Genomic DNA, 21,326 nt, shown 5'->3' with positions numbered 1-21,326 from the left:
TTTGGTAAAGAGGTTCTTCTATTTTTTGTCACGATAGCCAAGAAATAGAAAAATGAATATCGCAAAAAATAAAGCTTCCCATAAAGTGGTCGTCCAATTGATGGTTCTGTCTACTCTAAAGAAAATGTTTCCGATATTTGCAACGAGTAGATAAATAATTGTTAAAAGAGCAGTTTGTATTATACGCTGTCTCATAGCATAAACTCCTTTTTCTTTATTTTATTAAGGATACTTTTCTTCTTCTAGTTTATCATGAAGCTGCTGAAAAGTTTAATTGAAAGATAACGAAAGAGGGAATTAGATAAGAAAGGTAAAATTTTCTGTTCAAAAGACTTGCAAAGCAGAAGAGAAATGAGTATTATAAATAGTGTGAGTTAGCACTCGATTATCAAGAGTGCTAATGTATGTAAAATTATTATTATGGAGGGATTTATTGTGTTAAAACCATTAGGCGATCGCGTCATTCTTGAAGTCGCGGAAGAAGAAGAAAAAACAGTGGGAGGCATCGTTTTAGCTTCAGCTGCAAAAGAAAAGCCACAGACTGGAACTGTTATCGCAGTTGGCGAAGGCCGTATTCTTGATAACGGTACAAAAGTTCCTGCAGAAGTTAAAGAAGGCGATACCGTAATGTTTGAAAAGTATTCTGGAACAGAAGTTAAATATGAAGGAAAAGAGTATTTAATCGTTTCCGGAAAAGATATTATCGCAGTTGTAGAGTAAATTTTTAAGTAGAAGATAGTATTAAAAAAATAAAATAAGGTGGGAAAATCATGGCAAAAGAAATTAAATTTTCAGAAGATGCCCGTGCGGCAATGCTTCGCGGTGTTGATATTTTAGCAGATACAGTGAAAGTGACTTTAGGGCCTAAAGGTCGTAATGTAGTTTTGGAAAAATCTTTCGGTTCTCCACTGATCACAAATGATGGTGTGACGATTGCAAAGGAAATCGAGCTGGAAGATCATTTTGAAAATATGGGAGCAAAGCTGGTTTCAGAGGTTGCTTCTAAAACAAATGATATTGCTGGTGACGGGACAACAACTGCCACAGTATTAACTCAGGCAATTGTTCGTGAAGGGTTGAAAAATGTAACTGCGGGAGCTAATCCTTTAGGGATTCGCCGCGGTATTGAGTTGGCAACAAAAACTGCAGTAGAAGAACTGCACAATATTTCAACGGTGGTTGATTCAAAAGAAGCGATTGCACAGGTTGCTGCGGTTTCTTCAGGTGATGAAAAAGTGGGTCAGCTGATTGCTGATGCAATGGAAAAAGTCGGCAACGACGGAGTTATCACAATTGAAGAATCAAAAGGAATTGAAACAGAGCTGGACGTTGTTGAAGGAATGCAGTTTGATCGCGGTTATTTATCTCAATACATGGTAACTGACAACGACAAGATGGAAGCTGTTTTGGAAAATCCTTACATTTTGATTACTGACAAGAAAATCTCCAATATTCAGGATATTCTGCCATTGCTGGAACAAATTTTACAGCAATCTCGTCCGTTGCTGATTATTGCTGACGATGTGGATGGCGAAGCATTGCCAACATTGGTATTGAACAAAATTCGCGGAACATTTAATGTTGTTGCAGTAAAAGCACCAGGCTTTGGCGATCGTCGTAAAGCAATGCTTGAAGATATTGCAGTATTAACTGGCGGAACAGTGATCACAGAAGAACTGGGACTTGAATTAAAAGATACAACCATTGAAAATCTTGGTAATGCAAGTAAAGTCGTTGTTGATAAAGACAATACAACTATCGTAGAAGGTGCCGGAGGGAAAGAAGCGATTGAAGCACGCGTTCAATTGATTAAAAACCAAATCGGTGATACTACTTCTGATTTTGATCGTGAAAAACTACAAGAACGTTTAGCTAAATTAGCCGGTGGTGTAGCTGTTGTTAAAGTCGGTGCTGCTACTGAAACAGAATTGAAAGAATTGAAATTGCGAATCGAAGACGCATTGAATGCAACTCGTGCAGCTGTTGAAGAAGGTATGGTATCAGGTGGTGGTACTGCACTGGTGAATGTGATCGGAAAAGTTTCTGAAGTAGAAGTTGAAGGTGACATAGCAACAGGTGTGAAAATCGTTATTCGTGCATTGGAAGAACCAATTCGCCAAATTGCAGAAAATGCTGGTTATGAAGGTTCTGTTATTGTAGACAAACTGAAAAATATCGAATTGGGAACAGGATTCAATGCAGCAAATGGTGAATGGGTAAACATGGTGGAAGCCGGAATCGTTGATCCAACAAAAGTAACTCGTTCTGCATTGCAAAACGCAGCTTCTGTAGCAGCATTACTGCTGACAACTGAAGCAGTTGTTGCAGACAAGCCTGAACCTGCCGGAGCAGCAGCACCGGCTATGGACCCTTCAATGGGAATGGGCGGAATGATGTAAGCAACCTCTAAGAACCTTGAGAAATCAGGGTTCTTTTTAATTTTCTGTTATTTTTAACGGCTTATAGGGCAAAACTTTCTAAAAAAAATTATGTAAGCGGGAAATAAGGTTAACCAATCCGGAATTACAACAATCGGCTAAAAGAACCATGGATGCTTTAACAGCCAAAGGTGGGATTACTCGATTAGATGATCTAAAAGGAAAAATACATATTATGATAACTGGATAGATATTTTCAAAAAAAGATACTTACAGGAAGCGATTGAAAAGCAAAAAATTAATATTCTATCAACCTAAAAGTGATTTCTTGTTTATAATAGGTAAGACATGGTGTATCATTCATACAAAGTAAGAAATAAAGGAGTAATATATGAGGCAAGTATGGGACAAAATTTTATTGATACCTATTATAGGTGAGATTATAAGGTTGATTTCTAAGCTAATTAGGTGGATTTTTAACTTTAGAGCTTTTAGGTTAGCTTTTGGAGTAATTCTTTTTTGTTTCAATGCATTATTTTTTAGTGCTCTTATTTACGATATCGACAAAAAAATGTTTGCAACAAAATTTATCCTGGTTTTTGGAATTCTTATGTTTTTGTCAGCAATTCTTTTAGCTATTTCTATAATTATAATAATAGTAGATATTTCTGCAGAGAATTCTATTACCAAATTAACCAACATGTATTCAGGGTTATTTAAATGGGTCAGCAATAACGATGTGGGGAGTGCGACCTTGGTAGTAAAATCACTATCTCAAAATGAGAAAGTGAAAGAGTATTTTAAAGAGACTGGGGGTATAATTATAGAAGAGAGCAGATCAGATAGCAAAAAGTTTAAAGTACCTAGTGTTGAAAAATATTTTCTTGGTTCTGTGATTGAAATTGTAGATTTGCTTGACGAAGCGACTAAAGAGTACTTAGTTTCGATTGACAGATTTATAAAATTTGAAAACTCAAGTAAAATATACAAAGAAAAAATAATTGAGAGTATTTTAAGTGTTACTTTTATCGCTTCTATTTTAGCTGCTTTAAAAAATGGAATTGATTATTATGTTAATGAAGAGACAAAAAATGTGGGGATAATAATTATTATTTTTGTTCTTTCTACAGCTGTTATAGTAGGTTTGATTGTTCTAAACATGTATTTAAAGCAAAAGACTGAAAACAATGCAAAAAATTTCCTTAGATTTATTATTAAAGAAATCAAAAGTAAAAATGAGCAAGAAAACTAATTTTAATTAACTAGCCCATTGCCTACTTGGGGCTCTAAATATTAAGTGAGACAACTAAAATCGTATGTGGGAATAAATTGAATAAGCAATATTTTAGCGCTGTGTCTGGGAAATTTCGTGGATGGAGTGCTTTTTGTGCTGTTATTTATTTGTGCATGGGAAAAGGAGAGCCAGACTTATGAAAACTTTTGTTTTAAGTAAATGTAAAGATTATTTGTAATTAAACCTGCAACTATTCCTAGGTTCTGTTCAATTCCGGAACGGCAGTCAAGTATATATGAAGTTAACCAATAACTTTTTATTTTTTCATTGTTGCTTATTTGAGTAACGTTTCTTTTTATTTGATCATCTTGTCTGAGATGGTCTTTTTATTTACATATTTTTCGAAAAAGGTAAAGTGTGTTAGCATTGTATGTACTTGGTTGTAAAAAATAAAAAGAAGGACCAGCGTGATGCCGGACCTTCCTTTTTTTATACGCCTAGTTTTTCTTTCAATGCTTCAGTAAGAGTTGCGGAGAAATTTATTCCAGCTTCGTTGCCTAATTCATTCAAATATTTTGGAATAGAAAGAGTTTTTTTCACTACAACGTTTTTAGATTGAGCTTTGAAACGAGTCAAATCAATATCCACTAAGGTTTCCATATCGTTTTCTTTTAAGTCATATTTAGTAGCATTTGATTCAGGGAATGGTTTCCCTTCTTTTTCAAATTCGATTAACATATTTCCGATATAGTCCCGTGCCATAGAAATAGCATCGGCCACATCTTTGCCTTGTGTGAACCCTTCAAAATCTGGAATAGATACAAAATAATCATAACCGGATTTATCTTTTTCATAGTTTAATATAACTGGATATACAAATTTATTTGTCATAATATATTTTCCTTTCTTTTGTTTATTATTGTATAATTTACAATGAAGCAGAGGGGCTTATTTGAGTCCGTACTTCCTGATTAATGCTTTTGCCAGTCTTTCATTTGTTTCACGATGTCGAACAATTTCTTCTGTTTTTTTACCGTTGGTGTAGATGTCATGATTGCTTCCGTGTCTCAAGAACCACCAACCGTTATTCTTGAATAGCTTTACTAGGTCCCTAGTTTTCATTCCAAGCCTCCTTTGTACATATTATTATACGTGATAAACACGTGTCGTTCAATGGGTTTTATGAATCATCTTGAACTTATTTTGATCATTTATAGGGCAAAACTTTTCTGCTAGTCCCTACCAGCGGGATTCTTAAAATGAAATTTAATAGCTAGAATCCCTTATTTCATGGTCTTTTAAGCTAGTGACCCCTGTCATATTAAGCTCGGACTGATGAGCGGCATGATGTAATAGGCTGAAATAGAAAATACAATGCAGCATGAGTGGAAGATTACGGACTGGGACCTGGAAGGGTGGCTTGTCCGTAGTCTTTTTTAGAATCATAAATTGAAATACAGAAACAGCTGGGAAACTTTTCTTTCCCAGCTGTTTCTGTATTTATCCAAGGCTAAAAGGTAATTGTTCTTCTGTATATTTTTTTGGATTAGGCACGATACCCAAATGATAATCGATAGAACCGCCCTTTTCTAAATCACTGTGTACAAAGAACAGTGAAGGGTGGCTGACATTATTTCGTTTCACTTCATGAACAAACTGCTGCTGAATCTGATTAGGAGTACTTGTAATAGTAAGTGTATTGCCGCTTGATAGTTGGATTTCAGCTTTATCAAATAAAGGGATACCGATGACATATTCTCCACTGCCGGCAGTAACAGGATAGAAGCCTAGAGAACTGAAGATGAACCAGCAAGACATGCTGCCATTATCCTCATCTCCTGGATACCCCTGAGCAGTGCTGCTGAAGCATTGGCTCATTAGTTGTTTGATCATAGGCTGTGCCATTTCAGGCTTGCCCAGGTAATTGAATAAATAAGGAAGGTGGAAGCTTGGCTGATTTGATAGTGCTACCTGTCCGAACTCTATTGCCGCCATCTCACTCATTTCATGAATTTCGAAGCCGTAGCCTCCTGTTTTATACAAAGGCTTTTGATTACAAAGCGCAATCAGCTTCTTCTCAAAGTGTTCTTTACCGCCATATTTATCGATTAAACCCGCAAAATCATGATAAACAGCAAAGCTATTTTGCCAGGCACTCCCTTCAGCGTAGTCTGTTCCCCAACAATGAGAGTCAAAAGCTTCACGAAATTGACCGTCTGCATCTTTTGCACGCATAAATCCAGTTTCACTATCAAATAAATGAGTATAATTTTTTGCCTGTTTTCTATAATCTGCAGCATCTGGATCTTCAAGTAGGGAGGCCACTTGATGTATACAAAAATCACTGTAGCAATAATCCAGTGTGTGATTGACAGATTCGTGATACGTGCTTGGAACATAGCCATAGGATAAATAGTCGTTTGTCCCGCGACGGCCATAGTTTTCGTGATTACTTTGATCTGTCGCTGCTTTTTTCATTGCCTGAAAAAAGGCAGGCATCAAATCCGGACGAATTCCTTTAACCGCTGCATCAGCAATGACTGCATCAATCAGTGTGCCCGGCATCATTCCGCGCTCATCAGGAGAAAGCCATTTAGGCAGAAAACCTGTTTCTTTATAGCTGTTTAAAAAACCTTCCAGCATTTCGCCGTACTTGTCTGAAGCAATTAAGGAATATAAAGGATACACGGTTCGAAACGTATCCCAAAATCCATTATTTGTATAAAAGACACCTTCTCGAATGGTTTGATTAAATGTGTCATAGTGGACAGGCAGTTCTTTTTCATTTAATTCATAAAAGGTTTGGGGGAATAGAAATGTTCGATACAGCGCATGATAAAAAGCAGATACCTGTTTCTGGTCATGATGAGTAATTTCTATCCTATTTAAGTAATCTTCCCATGCGGATTGGGCCCGGGAAAGGAAATCTACTTTTGACAAGTCTTCTTCTCGTGATAAATTCAGTTGAGCCTGCTCCGCAGAAATAAAAGAGGCGGCGAGTTGGATTGCTTGCTCAGCGGCATCACCAAATCTAAGAATAACGAAGCCGTCTTTACCCTCAGTCGGACCTTCAATTATCGTCAGGTCATCTTCAAAGCGGAGGATAAAGTAAAAAGTGAAATTCTTATCTTCACATCCGGAAAAATTAATGATTTCTCCGGAAACAGTCGTTTTATCTATTTTTTTTATTTTATAACGGCCAGGCAGAGAAAGAGCTAGTCCGCCATGCTCTTGGATGCCGGATAAAGAGAGCAATGCGCCATACATGCTGGGAATCAGCTGAGAATGAATCTGATAACGGCTGCTTGTGATTTCCAAACAAGCAGGATTGAATGTGCTGTCTTCCGGACGATAAGAGCTTTGAGCATGGAATAGATTATTTTCACTAAGCTCACCACTTATAGGGAGCAGAATCAGATGGCTGAAATCGCCCATCCAGGGACTGGGCTGATGGGTAATACGGAATCCTTGAAAAGTACGGTCATCTGGATGAAACCACCAGCTCCCTTTTTGGTCAGTTGTCTGTGGTGCGAAAAAATTCATACCAAAAGGAACACCTGTATAGGGCAGGCAATTACCGTGAGAAAAGCTGTATTGATTGTCTGTTCCATGCCTTGTATCGATTGTTGAAATTTTCATGCTGTACTAAGCTCCTTATTCGTTAATAGTGGATTGCCGTAAAATAAGCTTTACTGGAACCTTCTCATCAGGAGTTGTTTGATTCTGTATAAGAGCAACAATTTTAGAACCGGCCAGCTGACCCAATTCAGCGAAATCCTGTGCCACAGTTGTTAGCGGCGGTTCAACTAGAGAAGCTGCCTGAATATCATCAAAGCCAATAACAGAAAAATCTGCCGGAATTTGATAGTCCGCCTGCTTAAGCTGCCTCATGAGTTCAATAGCGATTAAATCATTTTCACAGACAGCTGCAGTCAGCTGATTGGAACGAATGTACTCTACCGCAGTTGAGATCGCCGCTTCAGTGTCATTTAACTTTGTTCGAAAAGTCAGATCCTTTTTGTTTAATGCATCAACATAACCTAAATAGCGTTGTCGGACAGTTTGAGGATGATGTATTTCTCCAAAAATATAGCCAATTCTTTGATGACCACTTTCGATTAAATGACCAGCAGCCAATTGCCCACCTTGAAAATTATCTGACAGTACCGCTGGGAATGAAAAGTCGTATAGTTTCTTGTCTAATGTGACAACTGGAAACTCTAGTACAGACAGCTCAAAAAGGAGGTCGAGCTGTGTTTCAGTATTGACTGCGTAGTAAATCAGTCCGTCAAATTCCTTAATAATCATTTGCGCAGTGTGTTGTTCCAAATAATCAGAAGGCGTCATCAGTAATTCGAAGCCATGCTTTTGGATAACTGGATAAATGCCTTCATTGAAATTACCTAAAGACAGATCGTTGGCAAAAGGCAAAATAAAAAGAATTTTTCCTGTTTGTTCTGTTTTACTTTTCCGATTTTTTACAAAGCTGCCTCGTCCTTGCTCCCGATAAATGTATCCTTCGTTTTCAAGCTCTGTTAACGCTCGTTTTGATGTAATACGGCTTACCTGATATTTTTCAGAAAGTTCCATTTCGGTAGGAACCTTACTTTCCGGAGCCAGGCTTCCGGTTTCAATCAATTTTCGGAGATCTCCATAAATAAGTTTGTATAAGGGTTGTTTCATAATCGATTACACCTCTTGATTTGATATATCATATTTTGATGATAACATATCACTGGATAATTGAAAACCTTTTTAATTAAAAAAAAGATAGACATACATAGAAAATACGGCTATACTGAGTACATCTAAATGGTATATCAATAAACGAGGAGTGAGCAGTAAATGGTATATAAAAGCATACCAAGTTCGGTGGAGAAATTCATGAAGGAGATTACAGAAAAATGCGGAGAAGAGCATAAGGATTGGTCAGAAAATTTTAATGCTGCATTTGCCAATACACTTTTAACTACCGTAAAGAGACATGAAGATGGTACGACCTTTTTATTAACAGGAGATATTCCGGCGATGTGGCTGCGTGATTCTACTGCACAAGTAAGACCTTATCTAGTGATTGCGAAAGAAGATGAAGAGTTAGCAGATATGATTAGTGGTTTAGTAAAAAAACAGTTTCAATGTATCAATATTGATCCTTATGCAAATGCTTTTAATGAAAGTGCAGATGGTGCCGGCCATCAAACTGACCATACGGAGATGAATGACTGGGTATGGGAGCGTAAATATGAAATTGATTCACTTTGCTATCCGGTTCAGCTGGCATACCTGCTTTTTAAAAATACCGGACGTACAGATCAATTTAATCAAGAATTTGTCGAAGGAATTAAAAAAATCCTGCATGTATTTCGTACCGAACAAAATCATGCAAATTCCCCTTATCGCTTTACACGTGACACGTCAAGAACTGAAGATACGCTGATCAATAGCGGCAGAGGTGCAGAGATTTTTCCAACAGGTATGACCTGGTCCGGTTTCAGACCAAGTGATGATGCTTGCAAGTACGGCTATCTGGTACCTTCCAATATGTTTGCAGTGGTTATTTTGGGGTATCTGGAAGAACTATTCAGCTCGGTACGGAAGGATAAAAAAGTTGTTGAACAGGCAAAAATATTGAAAGAGGAGATTCAGCGGGGAATTACTATTTACGGAATCACAAGGAATCAGGCAGGAGAAAAGGTTTTTGCCTATGAGGTGGATGGAAAAGGAAATGCGACAGTTATGGATGACAGTAATGTTCCTAATCTGATTGCTGCTCCTTATTTGGGGTATCTTTCTGAGGAAGATGAGGTTTACCAGGCGACTCGTCGAACATTGTTAAGTAAAGAAAATCCTTATTACTATGAAGGAGCTTTTGCCAAAGGAATTGGCAGCTCTCATACACCGGAAAATTATGTCTGGCCTATTGCGCTGGCAATGGAAGGTATGACTGTTTCGGATAAAAAGGAAAAGGAGCGTATCCTTAATTTGTTGACAGCAACCGATGCCGGAACGCACCTCATGCATGAAGGCTTTGATGTGAATGATCCGAATCAGTATACAAGAGAATGGTTTTCTTGGGCAAATATGATGTTTTGTGAGTTAGTGATGGATTATTTTGATATCCGAGTTGAAAAATAATGGATAACCTTTGGAAGGAAAGATGGGAATGAAGAAAAAAGTATATATTGTATCACACAGTCACTGGGACCGGGAATGGTATCTGCCATACGAACAGCACCACATGCGTTTAATTGAGCTGATGGATGATTTGCTGGAGCTGTTTGAAACAGATCCTGAGTTTAAAAGTTTTCATTTGGATGGTCAAACAATTATTTTGGATGATTATCTGCAGGTACGTCCGGAAAAAAGGGCAGCCGTTCAGCGGGCAATTGCTGAAGGAAAACTACAGATTGGTCCTTTTTATATTCTTCAGGATGACTTTTTAATTAGTTCTGAATCGAATACCAGAAATATGCTGATTGGCATGGAAGAAAGTAAAAAGTGGGGTACACCAGTTGCTTTGGGCTATTTTCCAGACACTTTTGGAAATATGGGACAGACGCCGCAGATGATGCTTCAGGCTGGGCTAAAAAGTGCGGCTTTTGGTCGAGGCGTAAAGCCAATCGGGTTTGATAATGAGGTTTTGTCAGATGATCATTTTACATCTCAGTACTCTGAAATGTTTTGGGAAGGACCGGATGGAAGCAGAATCTTTGGTTTATTATTTGCCAACTGGTATTCAAACGGTAATGAAATACCAGTGAATGAAGAAGAAGCAAAAATTTTTTGGGAGCAAAAGCTGGCAGAAGTTGAAAGATTCGGCTCAACCAGACATTATCTTATGATGAATGGAGTTGATCATCAGCCTGTTCAAAAGGATATTACAAAAGCAATTCACACAGCGAACAGACTTTTTCCGGATTATGAATTTATTCATGCTGGTTTTACAGAATATTTGAAAGAAGTACAAAAAGAGTTGCCAGAAGACTTGGGAACTGTCACTGGGGAATTGACAAGTCAGGAGACAGATGGCTGGTTTACGTTGGCGAATACAGCTTCTTCCAGAGTTTATCTCAAGCAATGGAATACACAAGTATCAAGACAACTCGAAAATATTAGTGAGCCTTTAGCTGCTATGGCATATGAGCTGACCGGGAAATACGATCATGATACTTTGGATTATGCTTGGAAGACACTAATGCAGAATCATCCTCATGATAGTATCTGCGGCTGTTCTCTTGATGAGGTGCACCGTGAAATGATGATGAGATTTCAAAAAGCGAATGAGGTTGGAAAGTATCTCGCAGAGGAAGCAGCAGCCAGTTTGGTAGAAGCAATGGATACCTCTGGATTTCCGGAAAACAGCAGACCCTTTGTTATTTTCAATACATCTGGTCAGAAAAGAGCAGGGATTGCGGTGGTGGAAATTGAGCTGGAGCGAAAAACATTTAAAGAAGGTTTGCCGGTACAGTTATACAGCATGTTAAAAAATCAGCCTTCCAGAGACTACTATGTGATAAATCAATTTGGCGACACAGTGAATGCCTCCATTACCACTGAAGAAGTTCTATTTGATTATGAACTTCCAAAAGATGCGTTTCGTATTCCTTTTATGAAACGTTTTGTGACAGTGAGTGTCGAGACCTCTGAGATGGCAGAATTTTCATGGGAAACATTGGCACTTGTAGAAGGAAAAAAAGAAAATGAAAAAGTAAAACTGGTTCATGCAAATGGCAGGATATTGGAAAACGAACAGGTAAAAGTTGAAGTTGCTGCAGACGGCAGTATAGCAATCACTGATAGAGGAACAGGAAAAACAGTGGAAAACCTGCTGGTCTTTGAAGATGTGGGAGATATTGCCAATGAGTATATTTTTAAGCAGCCTGAAGGAGATCAGGCAATTCTTTCAACAAATTTTACTCATAACATTAAAATAATGGAAAATTCTGATATCTGCGGAAAAATTTGTCTGACTCAAACATTGAGAATTCCCAAATCAGCAGATGAATTATTGGAAGAGGAACAGAAAGCTGTTGTTGATTTTCGATACCGAAAGGCACAACGTTCAAAGGAGATGGTGCCATTTACTATTGAGACGCTGATTACAATTGATCGTGTAAATAAGCATGTAGGATTCGAAACAACGATTGACAATCAAGCGAAAGATCATCGTCTGCGTGTTCTTTTTCCGACAGGGATAAAAGCTGAAACACATGAAGCTGACAGTATTTATGAAGCAGTTGTACGACCCAACAAGGTATCCAGCCATTGGGAAAACCCTGCGAACCCTCAGCATCAGCATGCATTTGTAAACCTTCACGATTCATATTTTGGTGTAACCGTATCCAATATCGGTTTGAATGAATATGAAATTATTGAAGATACTATTGCGCTGACACTGCTTCGATGTACAGGAGAGCTGGGCGACTGGGGCTGGTTTCCAACTCCGGAAGCACAGTGTATAGGGCAGCATACATTTACTTATGCAATTGAATTTCATGGAAGACCTGATCAGCGTTACCAGACCTATCGACATGCTCACAGTCTGCAGATTCCTTTCAGTACAAAACAGCTTCCCAGACAAATAGGAAGCTTGCCTGGCTGCAATCAATATCTGATAGTTGAAGGAGATACGTTTGCAGTAACAGCTTTAAAACGCAGTAAAGAAAAGAATCGGCTAGTTCTTCGAGGGTATAATCTATCTGATAAACATGCTGATTTGACAATCAAAAAAGATAAAGAACAGCTTTTTCTGTTGAATCTGCTGGAAGAAGACCAGAAACAGAAATATTCTAATCAATTGAAGCCCTGTGAAATTCGTACGATTGGCTTTGGGGAGGCTGACTAATGTATTATGGAGCAATTGAAGCCGGAGGAACTAAAATGGTTTGTGCCGTTGGAGATGAAGCATTGACGATTATTGACCGCTTGGAGATTCCTACGACCCTTCCGGAAGAAACGTTGGAACGGATTTATGCCTTTTTTGATCAGTATTCATTGTGCTCTATGGGAGTAGGCTCATTTGGTCCAATCGGTATTAATCCGGATAAAGATAATTATGGTTATATTCTGGCAACTCCAAAAAAAGGTTGGACAGCCTTTGATCTTTTAGGGAATTTAAAGAGTCGCTATTCCATTCCTTTTGCCTGGACAACAGATGTGAATGCTGCTGCTTACGGGGAAATGAAAAGAGGAGCAGCCAAAGGTAAAAAGAGCTGTATCTATCTGACTGTAGGAACAGGTATTGGAGCCGGTGTTGTGATTGACGAAACGATCTTTCAAGGGCTTGGACATCCGGAAATGGGGCATATCAGAATCCGGCGTGCTGACTCAGACCGTTATGAAGGCACTTGTCCGTACCATCGGGATTGTTTGGAGGGATTGGCGGCAGGCCCTTCTCTTGAAACCAGAACAGGGATGAAAGGCGAAAATCTGCCGGAAGCACATCCGGCATGGGAACTTCAGGCCTACTATATTGCACAGGCATTGATGAATTACACGTTAACACTGGCGCCAGAGAAAATCATTTTAGGCGGAGGCGTCATGAATCAAGGGCATTTGCTTCACAAGATACGTAGACAGTTCATTGAACAGATGGCAGGATATATGGATACTCCTGAAGTAAATGAATATATTGTTCGCTGGCAGCTTGCTAACGAGAGTGGGATTATCGGCTGTCTGCTTCTGGCAAAGGAAGCAGTTTAGAAAATAGGCAGGCAGCAGAAATATATATAAAGCTTTTTTACTTGTATTTTTAGAAGATGGCTGGGAGTGTGATATTAGTAAGTCTTATTCCCTAAAACTGAATAAACGATGGTCCGGAATTTGTATGCCTCTGTATTTAGTTGAGGTTGTGACAAAAGCGATCAGCTCCGAGAATTAAGAAGGAGTATCCGAAAATTGTTAAGGAACACTATTCATAGAATGAATAGCTGTGAATGAATACACTTTGGCTTAATTCCGAAGGAGCTCCTTTTGTCCCGCCGTTTATTGGGGGGATACGAGGAGAGTTCAGAGCTTTATTTCTGTCCTATTCTCAGTTGTCTCTTTGTATATGGAATAAATTCTAACAATTTATCCCATCAGAGCTTCACGTACTCTCTTACTAGATGACTTATACTACTAAATAGTTCGGCAGATAAGTTTGAACAACATCTTTAATTTGTTTCGAAAGACCTATAGTTTGTTTCTTAAGTTCTTTTGTTGAAAGCGTTATCCTTATTAATGAAAGGAGCGAAAGAAATGAATAAAAGAAAAAAGAGCATCTGGCAGCAAATCTGGCAATTTAAAGCACTTATTTTAATGGCTTTGCCGGGTTTCATCTGGTTTATATTCTTTTTCTACATACCAGCGCTCGCAAATATTGTAGCATTTAAAGATTTCCATATTTCGCCGGATGGTTTTCTTGCAAGTTTGAGAAATAGTCCGTGGGTTGGATTTGAAAATTTCAAATTCTTATTTGCATCCAGTGATGCCTGGCTGATTACAAGGAATACACTGCTTTACAATATTGTGTTTTTGGCATTCAATCTGTTTTTTGCGATTGCATTTGCGATTATTATGAGTGAACTCCGAAATAAGAAAGCAGTGAAAGTCTATCATACTATGTCTTTATTGCCGTACTTTCTCTCTTGGGTTGTCATTTCATACTTTGTCTATGCATTTTTGAGTCCTGATAAAGGAATTTTAAATCAATGGATTACAAATGCAGGTGGAGAAGGAATTAACTGGTATGCTGATCCAAAGTGGTGGCCGCTGATTTTCGTCGTACTGAATGTCTGGAAAAGTCTTGGATATAACAGTATTATTTACTACGCTTCTGTCATGGGAATTGATCCGACCTATTATGAAGCAGCAATGGTGGACGGTGCCAGCAAATGGCAGCAAATTAAAAATGTGACGATCCCTCAACTAATTCCAATGATGTCAGTTCTGCTGATTATGAATATTGGAGGAATCTTTCGAGCAGATTTTGGTCTGTTCTTTCAAGTACCGAAAAACTCCGGTGCTTTGTATCAGGTGACTGCTGTTTTAGATACGTACATCTTTAACGGACTGACTGCTACAGGGGACCTTGGGATGACTGCTGCTGCTGGTTTATATCAATCTGTGGTAGGTGCCTGTCTGTTGCTGGCAGCGAATTTTGTTGTTCGAAAACTTGAACCGGATTCAGCCTTATTTTAAGGGGGACTTTAATATGAAGAAGAAAAAAGTACAACAAGTTGAAGTTCGTTCCTTTAATTCAACGGTCAACTTGATTTTCAGCATAGTCATTGCGCTTTTTGCAATTTCCTGTATTCTGCCGTTTTTCTTTGTTATTGTTATTTCGTTGACAAGTGAAACTTCATTGGCAGAAAATGGATACCGCTTCTGGCCAGGAGAATTTTCTACAGCAGCCTATACTTACCTGTTCAGTGGGCAGATGAGCAGTAAGATCTTTCAGGCTTTCGGTGTAACCGTTTTCGTAACAGTTTTTGGAACATTCGTTAATGCAACAATGACTTCGTTGTATGCCTATGCCATTTCAAGGTCAAATTTTCCATTTCGACGTTTTTTCACATTGGTTGCATTAATTACGATGTTGTTTTCACCGGGAATGGTAGCGAATTATTTGGTTATGACAAATCTTCTGCAATTGAAGGATACGATATGGGCACTGATTCTGCCGCTGGCTTTAGGTCCTTTTAATATTCTTGTAATGAGGACCTTCTTTAAAAAAACAGTACCGGACAGTATTATTGAATCGGCAAGGATTGATGGCGCAAGTGAAATAAAAATTTTTGTTTCTATTGTTTTGCCGCTAGCTGTACCTGGTATTGCAACGATTAGTTTGTTTGCTGCCTTGGGCTATTGGAATGACTGGTTTAATGCTTTGCTGTATGTTCAAAAGGATTCTCTGATTCCTTTACAGGCGTTGTTAATGCGCATTCAAAATAATCTTGATTATCTGGCAAAAAGCACAGGAATGGCTGCTCAGGTTCAGGGAGGGCTGGCAGCTCTGCCAAGTGAATCGGCCAGGATGGCCATTGTTGTTGTTTCAACATTACCGATTGCAGTTACCTATCCGTTCTTTCAGCGATATTTTGTCGGCGGCTTAACAATCGGCGGTGTGAAGGAATAAAAATATATAGGAGGAATAGAAATGAATAAGTGGAAAAAAGCAGCTGTAATTGCAGGAGCAACAGCTTTAACAGTAGGGCTGGCAGCTTGTGGTTCAAATGATAACGCTTCAGGAGAAGCAGATGGTGTGACAACTCTGCTGATGTATCAGGTGGGGGATAAGCCTGATAACTATGATCAGCTGATGGAGATTGCAAATAAGCGTATCGAGGAGAAAATTAGTGCGAAGATTGATTTGCAATATATCAGCTGGGGAGATTGGAATCAGAAAATGAGTACAATTATCGCTTCAGGTGAAAATTATGATCTTTCTTTTGCCTCTGATTATGTAGCTAACGCTCAAAAAGGTGCGTATACTGATTTAACAGAATTGGCGCCTGAATATGCAAAAGAAGCTTATGAACAATTGGATGAAGCCTATATTAAAGGAAATTCAATAGATGGAAAATTGTATGCTTTTCCAGTTAACGGGAACATCTATGCACAGCAAATGCTGACATTTAACAAACAATATTTGGATAAATACGACATTGATATCAGCTCCGTTCATTCGTATGCAGATGCTGAGGAAGTATTGAAAATCTTCCATAAAAATGAACCGGGAATTCCTGCCTTTGCGATTGGTCAAACATTTGAACTATCTGGAAACTTCGATTATATTATTGGAAAAGAATATCCATTTGCAGTAAAACTTGATGGCGATACAACGAAAATTGTTAATCAGTACGCAGATAAGGAACAGATGGAAAACTTTAAATTGATGCATCAATGGTACACAGATGGGTTGATCCCTGCAGATGCGGCGACTAATACAACCGGCTTTCCTTTGGAAGGAAATACATGGTTTATGCGTGAGGAAACACAAGGACCGATGGATTACGGTGATACAATATTAACGAATGCAGCAGGACAGGAGTTGGTTTCACGACCAATTACAATTCCGTTAAAATCAACAGCACAGGCTCAAATGGCGAATTTTGTCATTTCCAATGTCTCTAAAAATAAAGAAAAAGCAATGGAATTTCTTGGGCTGTTAAATAGCGATCCAGAACTTTTAAATGGACTGGTTTACGGAGTTGAGGGAGAAGCTTGGGAGAAAATTGAAGGAGAAGACAACAAAATCAAACTGCTGGACGGCTATCAGCCCAATAACCATATGGCAGCCTGGAACACTGGAAATAACCTGATTCTTTATACACAGGATACTATTACAGATGAAATGATCAAAGAGCGCGATGAAAATATAGCTGCTTCAGAATCTTCACCAATTCTGGGCTTCAATTTCAAGACAGATGCTGTGAAAACAGAAATTACAAATATTGCCAATGTAATGAATCGCTACAAATCCAGCTTGGCGACTGGTACAATTGATCCGGAAGTGAATATACCAAAGCTTTTAGAGGACTTGAAAACAGCTGGCTGGGACAAAGTTTGTGAAGAAATGCAGCAGCAATTTGATGAATTTCGTAAAACAAAAAAATAGCTCCATCTATTTTTTTAAATGAATATCGAACGCAGGATAAATCTATGAGGTATGAGTGATTTATCCTGTGTTCACTTACATAAACAGGAGCAATGTTCCTTGCTTCAGTATCGTTATAATAACAAAGGGAAACGAGGAAAGGGCGGAATTACATGGTCAGTTCAGGACTGGAAAAAGGCTTTTCAATGATTTGGGCTATTGTGAAACTTAATTTTATTTTTATTACATTTACACTTCTTGGCGGGCTTTTTTTAGGTATTGGTCCTGCTTTTCAAACAATCAGTGATTTGGTTCAGATAAATGAACTGGGCTATAGGGAGACAACCTGGAAACTTGCATTTGAGCGCTGGAAAGTGAATTTTATCAAAGGTAATCTATATTTTTACTTGTTTTTCAGTATACAGATAGTTATTTTTTATAACCTTTATCTCTCCAGCAGCCTGCAAGGACTGATTTGGATGATAATTGACTTTATTTTGCTGTTTGCAGTTCTTTTGCTGACTGTAGGTTATCTATATGTATTAATGAATGAGTCAACCTATGAGCTGAGTTTTATCAATCTTTTCAAGCTGTCTTTTATCAGTATTTTTTTAAATTTCACTGTCTTTTTAAAAATTATTGTCGGGCTTACAGGGATTATTCTGTTTACATTGAGTATGAAAGGACTTATATTATTTGGGAGTTTTAGTCTTATTATTCTATGGCTGTCATTTGCCAGTAAAAAAAATCGTGAATGGATCGATGGAAAGTTAACATATGAAAACTAAAATTGCTGATTTTTTTAAAAAGGATTTCCTGATTAATCAGTTGATGCAGCTCTATAGTATTTTGCTGATTCTTGTTTCTATCTTTATTATGCTGACACTCAGCTTGTATACTGGAATTGAACAATTCCACAGCAGCTGGCAGTCAGTTGAGAATACGGGACTGCAGCTGGATAGCTATACGCAGGAAAAAAGTCGGTTGATGACAGAAGTACTTGGTGAATTTACGAATTCAGATCGGCAGTTTGAATCAGTGAGAAACTATTTGAATTTAACCCCAGCTGAATATTTTGACTATACAAATGAAATCTATCGGACAACAGGAGAAAATATTTATATTCCCAATACCCTTTCCAGAATATTTAATACTTATGGGGAAATCAGCGAGCTTGCCATTCGGCTTGAAGAAAGTGAATATTATCTAAAAGCTGACAGGGAACGGCCTCAGGGAACAGAATTTCAGGGGAATCAAATAATTATGGATGAAAGTCTGTATCTGATTCGATCCATTTATAATCCCGGCAATCTGACTCAGGTTGTTGGTCAGCTGTTTATTGCATTCGATGATTCGATGGTTCTGGGCAGTCAGAGTGAGGAGAATCGACAGAGAGGAATCAGCAGCTTCATCTATTCAAGCAGCGGGCAGCGTCTATACGAGAATAATACACAAATGAATGAACAGCAGCTGACTGCACTCGACGAGCAGATGCAGCAGGGCAGGAGAGTACCGCTGAATTTTTTGAAAAAGAATTACTATGTGAAGGCAGTCAGCAGCAGGGAGGACCGGACGATTTTAATACTTTTAAGCAAACAAAGAATATGGAAGGAGATTTTCGCTTTTGCTGGAATGATTTTCTTTTTTGGTATTCTGATTATTGCCTTATTGCTTTTAGTGTTAAACCGCACATTTAAACGTTATTCCTCTCAAGTACGAAATATTGTGGAAGCTACGAAAAAAGTCAGTCAGGGGAATTTTAAAGAACAAATTGACACAACAGAAGTCCAACAGGAACTTAAAGAAATTGCGGAAGCAATCAATCAGATGACTGTGAGTATTAATGACTACATTGAAGATATCTACACATTGGAAATTAAACAGCGGGATGCACATATGCGTGCGTTACAGTCTCAAATTAATCCTCATTTTCTGTATAATACGCTGGAATATATTCGGATGTATGCTCTTAGTCGCCAACAAGAGGAGCTGGCTGATGTTGTTTATGCGTTTTCAGCCTTGCTGCGGAACAACACGACACAAGAAAAAACGACAACATTGCAGAATGAATTGGACTTCTGTGAAAAATATGTTTATTTGTATCAGATGCGTTATCCAGATAAAATTGCTTATGTTGTGACGATCGAAGAAAATCTTAAGACTTTGAAAATTCCTAAGTTTGTTATTCAGCCGCTTGTTGAAAATTATTTTGTCCATGGCATCGATTACAGCAGAAATGATAATGCAATCAGTATTAAAGCATTTTCTATGAAGGGGAAAATTTATATACAGATAGCTGATAATGGAAAAGGAATTGACAATGAAGAATTGAGCATGATTTTAGAAAGAATGACAGATCAGGAAGTAGATCTTCAAAATTCTATTGGGTTGAAGAATGTTCATGAGCGATTGAGAGGTTTCTATGGTGAAAAGTATCAGATACAGATTGATTCCGTACCTTGGGAAGGGGTTAAAATAAGTATTGTGTTAGAATAGGGAGGTATTGGAAACGTGATGAAGTATAAGCTGATGTTTGTGGATGATGAATATATGATTCTTGAAGGGCTAAAGATGATTCTCAATTGGTCGGAACTTGGATTTGAAGTAGTTAAGACCGCTAAAAGCTCTGATGAAGCATTGAATTATTTAAAAGATCACGAAATTGATCTGCTGATTACAGATATCAATATGCCGGATATGAGCGGCATTGAACTTGTCAAACAAACACAGCTAAAAACAAAGGATTTTTTTACAATTATTTTATCCGGATATGAGGAATTTGATTTTGTTAAAAAAGGGATGCAGCTTGGGGTAAAGAATTATCTGGTGAAACCTGTAAATAAAGAAGAGTTGAAGAAGAGTGTTCTTGAGATTCGTTCAGAATTGGAGAACCGACAACTGCAGAAGGAACAAAAGGAGCTGTACCGGGAAACAGGGTTAATTCTTTGGCTGAATGATGAATTAAATGAGGGGGAATTTCAAGGATTGCTTAGGCAGTTCCCAAGTACTGTTGAACCGCCTTATACAATACTCTTGTTTAATGGTCCGGCAGATGTACTCAAAGCAGTGGCTGACTACTTTATGGATATTGGGCAGCCAATGACCATTTATGGCAGATTTAACGAGGATCAGCTAATTGTAATCTACAATGGAAGTCGTCAAAAGCTGCTGTTGAGTGTTCGAATGATTGAACAGCAATTTACTGGAGCAAATTGGCAGATGATTATCAGTGAAACAATCGAAGCTTGGGAAAACCTGTATAAAAGCTTTGAAAAAATTAAACAGATTCAATCTCTGCAGGCATTTTATCCTGACCTTCTTCCACATAAAAAAGTTTTAAAAGCGGATACATTAAATAAAGAAGCAGAGCTGCCTTTTCTTTCATTTAATGAAGCATTGACGATTGGAGATCGTAAAACGATACACCAGGAGCTGGATAAGATTTTTGAGCAGCTGTTGTCGGCTCAAGCAGATCCGGAGCAGGTAAAGTACATTTCTTTTCTGCTGTTTACAGATATTTATCGACAATCGCCGGCTCTCTCATCCGATGACTACGAACAGGTAATTGCTGAAATTAGAGCAGGTAATACGATAATGGATCTGCGCCAGCTTTTTGATACGATTTTAATTAAAACAAGAGATCAAAAAAGCCGTAAACGCTACTCAGAAACAGTTCAACACGCGATTGAGATCATTAATGAGTTGTATACAAAGGAGCTCTCATTGAAATCTGCTGCAGAGACCCTCCATCTAAGTGTAGTTTATTTAGGTCAGCTGTTCAAAAAGGAAACGGAGCTGAGCTTTAACCAGTATTTGAATTTGGTTCGTATTAAAAGAGCTCAACACTTGTTGCTCCACACGCAGCAGACGATTAATGAAATTTCTGAATCCATCGGCTACAATAATACGAATTATTTTTCAAAATTGTTCAAAAAACTGAATGGACTTACGCCCAAAGAATTTCGGGATAAGTACAGAGAAGAGTATGATTCTTTATAAGTTTATTTTGATTATCTGATTTGTCAAATTAAAGAGGACAGAAGAGCTTGTAGGTCGATCGCTTATTGAGGTTCTTCTCCAAGTTAACCTTGAGGGACAAAACTAGATCGTGCTACTTATTTGCTCCTGCGATTAC

The 21,326-nt window shown here is 38.2% G+C and carries 17 protein-coding genes; 12 read left to right on the top strand and 5 right to left on the bottom strand.

From position 1 onward, the window contains the following. Nucleotides 1–18: 18 nt before the first annotated feature. Nucleotides 19–195 (bottom strand): hypothetical protein, encoded by a 177-nt coding sequence (locus tag LI954_RS03710; RefSeq protein ID WP_202064783.1) that lies wholly within the window; start codon nt 193–195, stop codon nt 19–21. Between the two features lie 240 nt (nt 196–435). On the opposite strand from LI954_RS03710, the gene groES reads away from it, so the two are divergent. The 3 genes from groES to LI954_RS03695 all read left to right on the top strand — a co-directional run bounded on the left by groES (nt 436) and on the right by LI954_RS03695 (nt 3,630). After that, on the top strand, nt 436–720 hold the full coding sequence (gene groES / locus LI954_RS03705) for a co-chaperone GroES (RefSeq protein WP_202064781.1): 285 nt from the start codon (nt 436–438) through the stop codon (nt 718–720). A gap of 50 nt (nt 721–770) precedes the next feature. Next, nucleotides 771–2,399, top strand: coding sequence for a chaperonin GroEL (gene groL / locus LI954_RS03700; RefSeq protein ID WP_202064780.1), 1,629 nt, complete (start codon nt 771–773; stop codon nt 2,397–2,399). Between the two features lie 370 nt (nt 2,400–2,769). Continuing rightward, complete coding sequence (locus LI954_RS03695; protein ID WP_229443666.1) at nt 2,770–3,630, top strand: hypothetical protein; 861 nt, start codon at nt 2,770–2,772, stop codon at nt 3,628–3,630. 471 nt (nt 3,631–4,101) lie between these two features. On the opposite strand, the gene LI954_RS03690 is transcribed toward LI954_RS03695, so the two are convergent. The 4 genes from LI954_RS03690 to LI954_RS03675 all read right to left on the bottom strand — a co-directional run bounded on the left by LI954_RS03690 (nt 4,102) and on the right by LI954_RS03675 (nt 8,295). Beyond that, on the bottom strand, nt 4,102–4,503 hold the full coding sequence (locus LI954_RS03690; protein WP_202064778.1) for a type II toxin-antitoxin system HicB family antitoxin: 402 nt from the start codon (nt 4,501–4,503) through the stop codon (nt 4,102–4,104). Nucleotides 4,504–4,560: 57 nt separating this feature from the next. Then, a complete protein-coding gene (locus tag LI954_RS03685; protein WP_202064777.1) occupies nt 4,561–4,734 on the bottom strand; it encodes a type II toxin-antitoxin system HicA family toxin in 174 nt (57 codons plus the stop codon). A gap of 378 nt (nt 4,735–5,112) precedes the next feature. Then, complete coding sequence (locus tag LI954_RS03680; RefSeq protein WP_229443664.1) at nt 5,113–7,251, bottom strand: GH92 family glycosyl hydrolase; 2,139 nt, start codon at nt 7,249–7,251, stop codon at nt 5,113–5,115. A 15-nt stretch (nt 7,252–7,266) separates the two neighbouring features. Beyond that, nucleotides 7,267–8,295, bottom strand: coding sequence for a LacI family DNA-binding transcriptional regulator (locus tag LI954_RS03675; RefSeq protein WP_202064766.1), 1,029 nt, complete (start codon nt 8,293–8,295; stop codon nt 7,267–7,269). 162 nt (nt 8,296–8,457) lie between these two features. Between LI954_RS03675 and LI954_RS03670 the strand changes: the two genes are divergently transcribed. The 9 genes from LI954_RS03670 to LI954_RS03630 all read left to right on the top strand — a co-directional run bounded on the left by LI954_RS03670 (nt 8,458) and on the right by LI954_RS03630 (nt 21,190). Continuing rightward, nucleotides 8,458–9,747 carry a glycoside hydrolase family 125 protein gene (locus tag LI954_RS03670; RefSeq protein ID WP_229443662.1) on the top strand — a complete coding sequence of 430 codons (1,290 nt, stop codon included), beginning with the start codon at nt 8,458–8,460 and terminating at the stop codon, nt 9,745–9,747. 28 nt (nt 9,748–9,775) lie between these two features. Then, a complete protein-coding gene (locus LI954_RS03665; protein ID WP_229441753.1) occupies nt 9,776–12,457 on the top strand; it encodes an alpha-mannosidase in 2,682 nt (893 codons plus the stop codon). Beyond that, nucleotides 12,457–13,314: an ROK family protein gene (locus LI954_RS03660; protein WP_229441752.1), complete on the top strand. Its 858-nt coding sequence runs from the start codon at nt 12,457–12,459 to the stop codon at nt 13,312–13,314. The genes LI954_RS03665 and LI954_RS03660 overlap by 1 nt, the downstream gene beginning before the upstream one ends. 519 nt (nt 13,315–13,833) lie before the next feature. Then, entirely contained in the window at nt 13,834–14,793 is a 960-nt protein-coding gene (locus LI954_RS03655; RefSeq protein ID WP_229443661.1) for an ABC transporter permease, read from the top strand. Between the two features lie 13 nt (nt 14,794–14,806). Continuing rightward, a complete protein-coding gene (locus tag LI954_RS03650) occupies nt 14,807–15,730 on the top strand; it encodes a carbohydrate ABC transporter permease (RefSeq protein WP_202064753.1) in 924 nt (307 codons plus the stop codon). Nucleotides 15,731–15,751: 21 nt separating this feature from the next. Further along, entirely contained in the window at nt 15,752–17,212 is a 1,461-nt protein-coding gene (locus tag LI954_RS03645) for an ABC transporter substrate-binding protein (protein ID WP_229443659.1), read from the top strand. A gap of 152 nt (nt 17,213–17,364) precedes the next feature. Further along, nucleotides 17,365–17,979 carry a YesL family protein gene (locus LI954_RS03640; RefSeq protein WP_229441749.1) on the top strand — a complete coding sequence of 205 codons (615 nt, stop codon included), beginning with the start codon at nt 17,365–17,367 and terminating at the stop codon, nt 17,977–17,979. Beyond that, nucleotides 17,969–19,687, top strand: a complete 1,719-nt coding sequence (locus tag LI954_RS03635) for a sensor histidine kinase (protein WP_229443657.1) — start codon at nt 17,969–17,971, stop codon at nt 19,685–19,687. The genes LI954_RS03640 and LI954_RS03635 overlap by 11 nt, the downstream gene beginning before the upstream one ends. 18 nt (nt 19,688–19,705) lie before the next feature. Next, a complete protein-coding gene (locus tag LI954_RS03630) occupies nt 19,706–21,190 on the top strand; it encodes a response regulator transcription factor (RefSeq protein ID WP_229441807.1) in 1,485 nt (494 codons plus the stop codon). Nucleotides 21,191–21,326: the final 136 nt, after the last annotated feature.

Origin of the sequence: Enterococcus sp. CWB-B31, from assembly GCF_020567645.1 — a bacterium.
Taxonomy (GTDB): Bacteria; Bacillota; Bacilli; order Lactobacillales; family Enterococcaceae; genus Enterococcus_L.
This window is presented reverse-complemented; position numbering and strand designations above follow the sequence as displayed.

Excerpts from the sequence above, each read along its gene's own strand:
- LI954_RS03650 (WP_202064753.1), top strand. The coding sequence starts at position 14,807 with ATGAAGAAGAAAAAAGTACAACAAGTTGAAGTTCGTTCCTTTAATTCA.
- LI954_RS03680 (WP_229443664.1), bottom strand. The coding sequence starts at position 7,251 with ATGAAAATTTCAACAATCGATACAAGGCATGGAACAGACAATCAATAC.
- LI954_RS03685 (WP_202064777.1), bottom strand. The coding sequence starts at position 4,734 with ATGAAAACTAGGGACCTAGTAAAGCTATTCAAGAATAACGGTTGGTGG.
- LI954_RS03695 (WP_229443666.1), top strand. The coding sequence starts at position 2,770 with ATGAGGCAAGTATGGGACAAAATTTTATTGATACCTATTATAGGTGAG.
- LI954_RS03630 (WP_229441807.1), top strand. The coding sequence starts at position 19,706 with ATGAAGTATAAGCTGATGTTTGTGGATGATGAATATATGATTCTTGAA.
- groL (WP_202064780.1), top strand. The coding sequence starts at position 771 with ATGGCAAAAGAAATTAAATTTTCAGAAGATGCCCGTGCGGCAATGCTT.
- LI954_RS03670 (WP_229443662.1), top strand. The coding sequence starts at position 8,458 with ATGGTATATAAAAGCATACCAAGTTCGGTGGAGAAATTCATGAAGGAG.
- LI954_RS03635 (WP_229443657.1), top strand. The coding sequence starts at position 17,969 with ATGAAAACTAAAATTGCTGATTTTTTTAAAAAGGATTTCCTGATTAAT.
- LI954_RS03690 (WP_202064778.1), bottom strand. The coding sequence starts at position 4,503 with ATGACAAATAAATTTGTATATCCAGTTATATTAAACTATGAAAAAGAT.
- LI954_RS03660 (WP_229441752.1), top strand. The coding sequence starts at position 12,457 with ATGTATTATGGAGCAATTGAAGCCGGAGGAACTAAAATGGTTTGTGCC.
- LI954_RS03640 (WP_229441749.1), top strand. The coding sequence starts at position 17,365 with ATGGTCAGTTCAGGACTGGAAAAAGGCTTTTCAATGATTTGGGCTATT.
- LI954_RS03655 (WP_229443661.1), top strand. The coding sequence starts at position 13,834 with ATGAAAGGAGCGAAAGAAATGAATAAAAGAAAAAAGAGCATCTGGCAG.
- LI954_RS03675 (WP_202064766.1), bottom strand. The coding sequence starts at position 8,295 with ATGAAACAACCCTTATACAAACTTATTTATGGAGATCTCCGAAAATTG.
- LI954_RS03645 (WP_229443659.1), top strand. The coding sequence starts at position 15,752 with ATGAATAAGTGGAAAAAAGCAGCTGTAATTGCAGGAGCAACAGCTTTA.
- LI954_RS03710 (WP_202064783.1), bottom strand. The coding sequence starts at position 195 with ATGAGACAGCGTATAATACAAACTGCTCTTTTAACAATTATTTATCTA.
- LI954_RS03665 (WP_229441753.1), top strand. The coding sequence starts at position 9,776 with ATGAAGAAAAAAGTATATATTGTATCACACAGTCACTGGGACCGGGAA.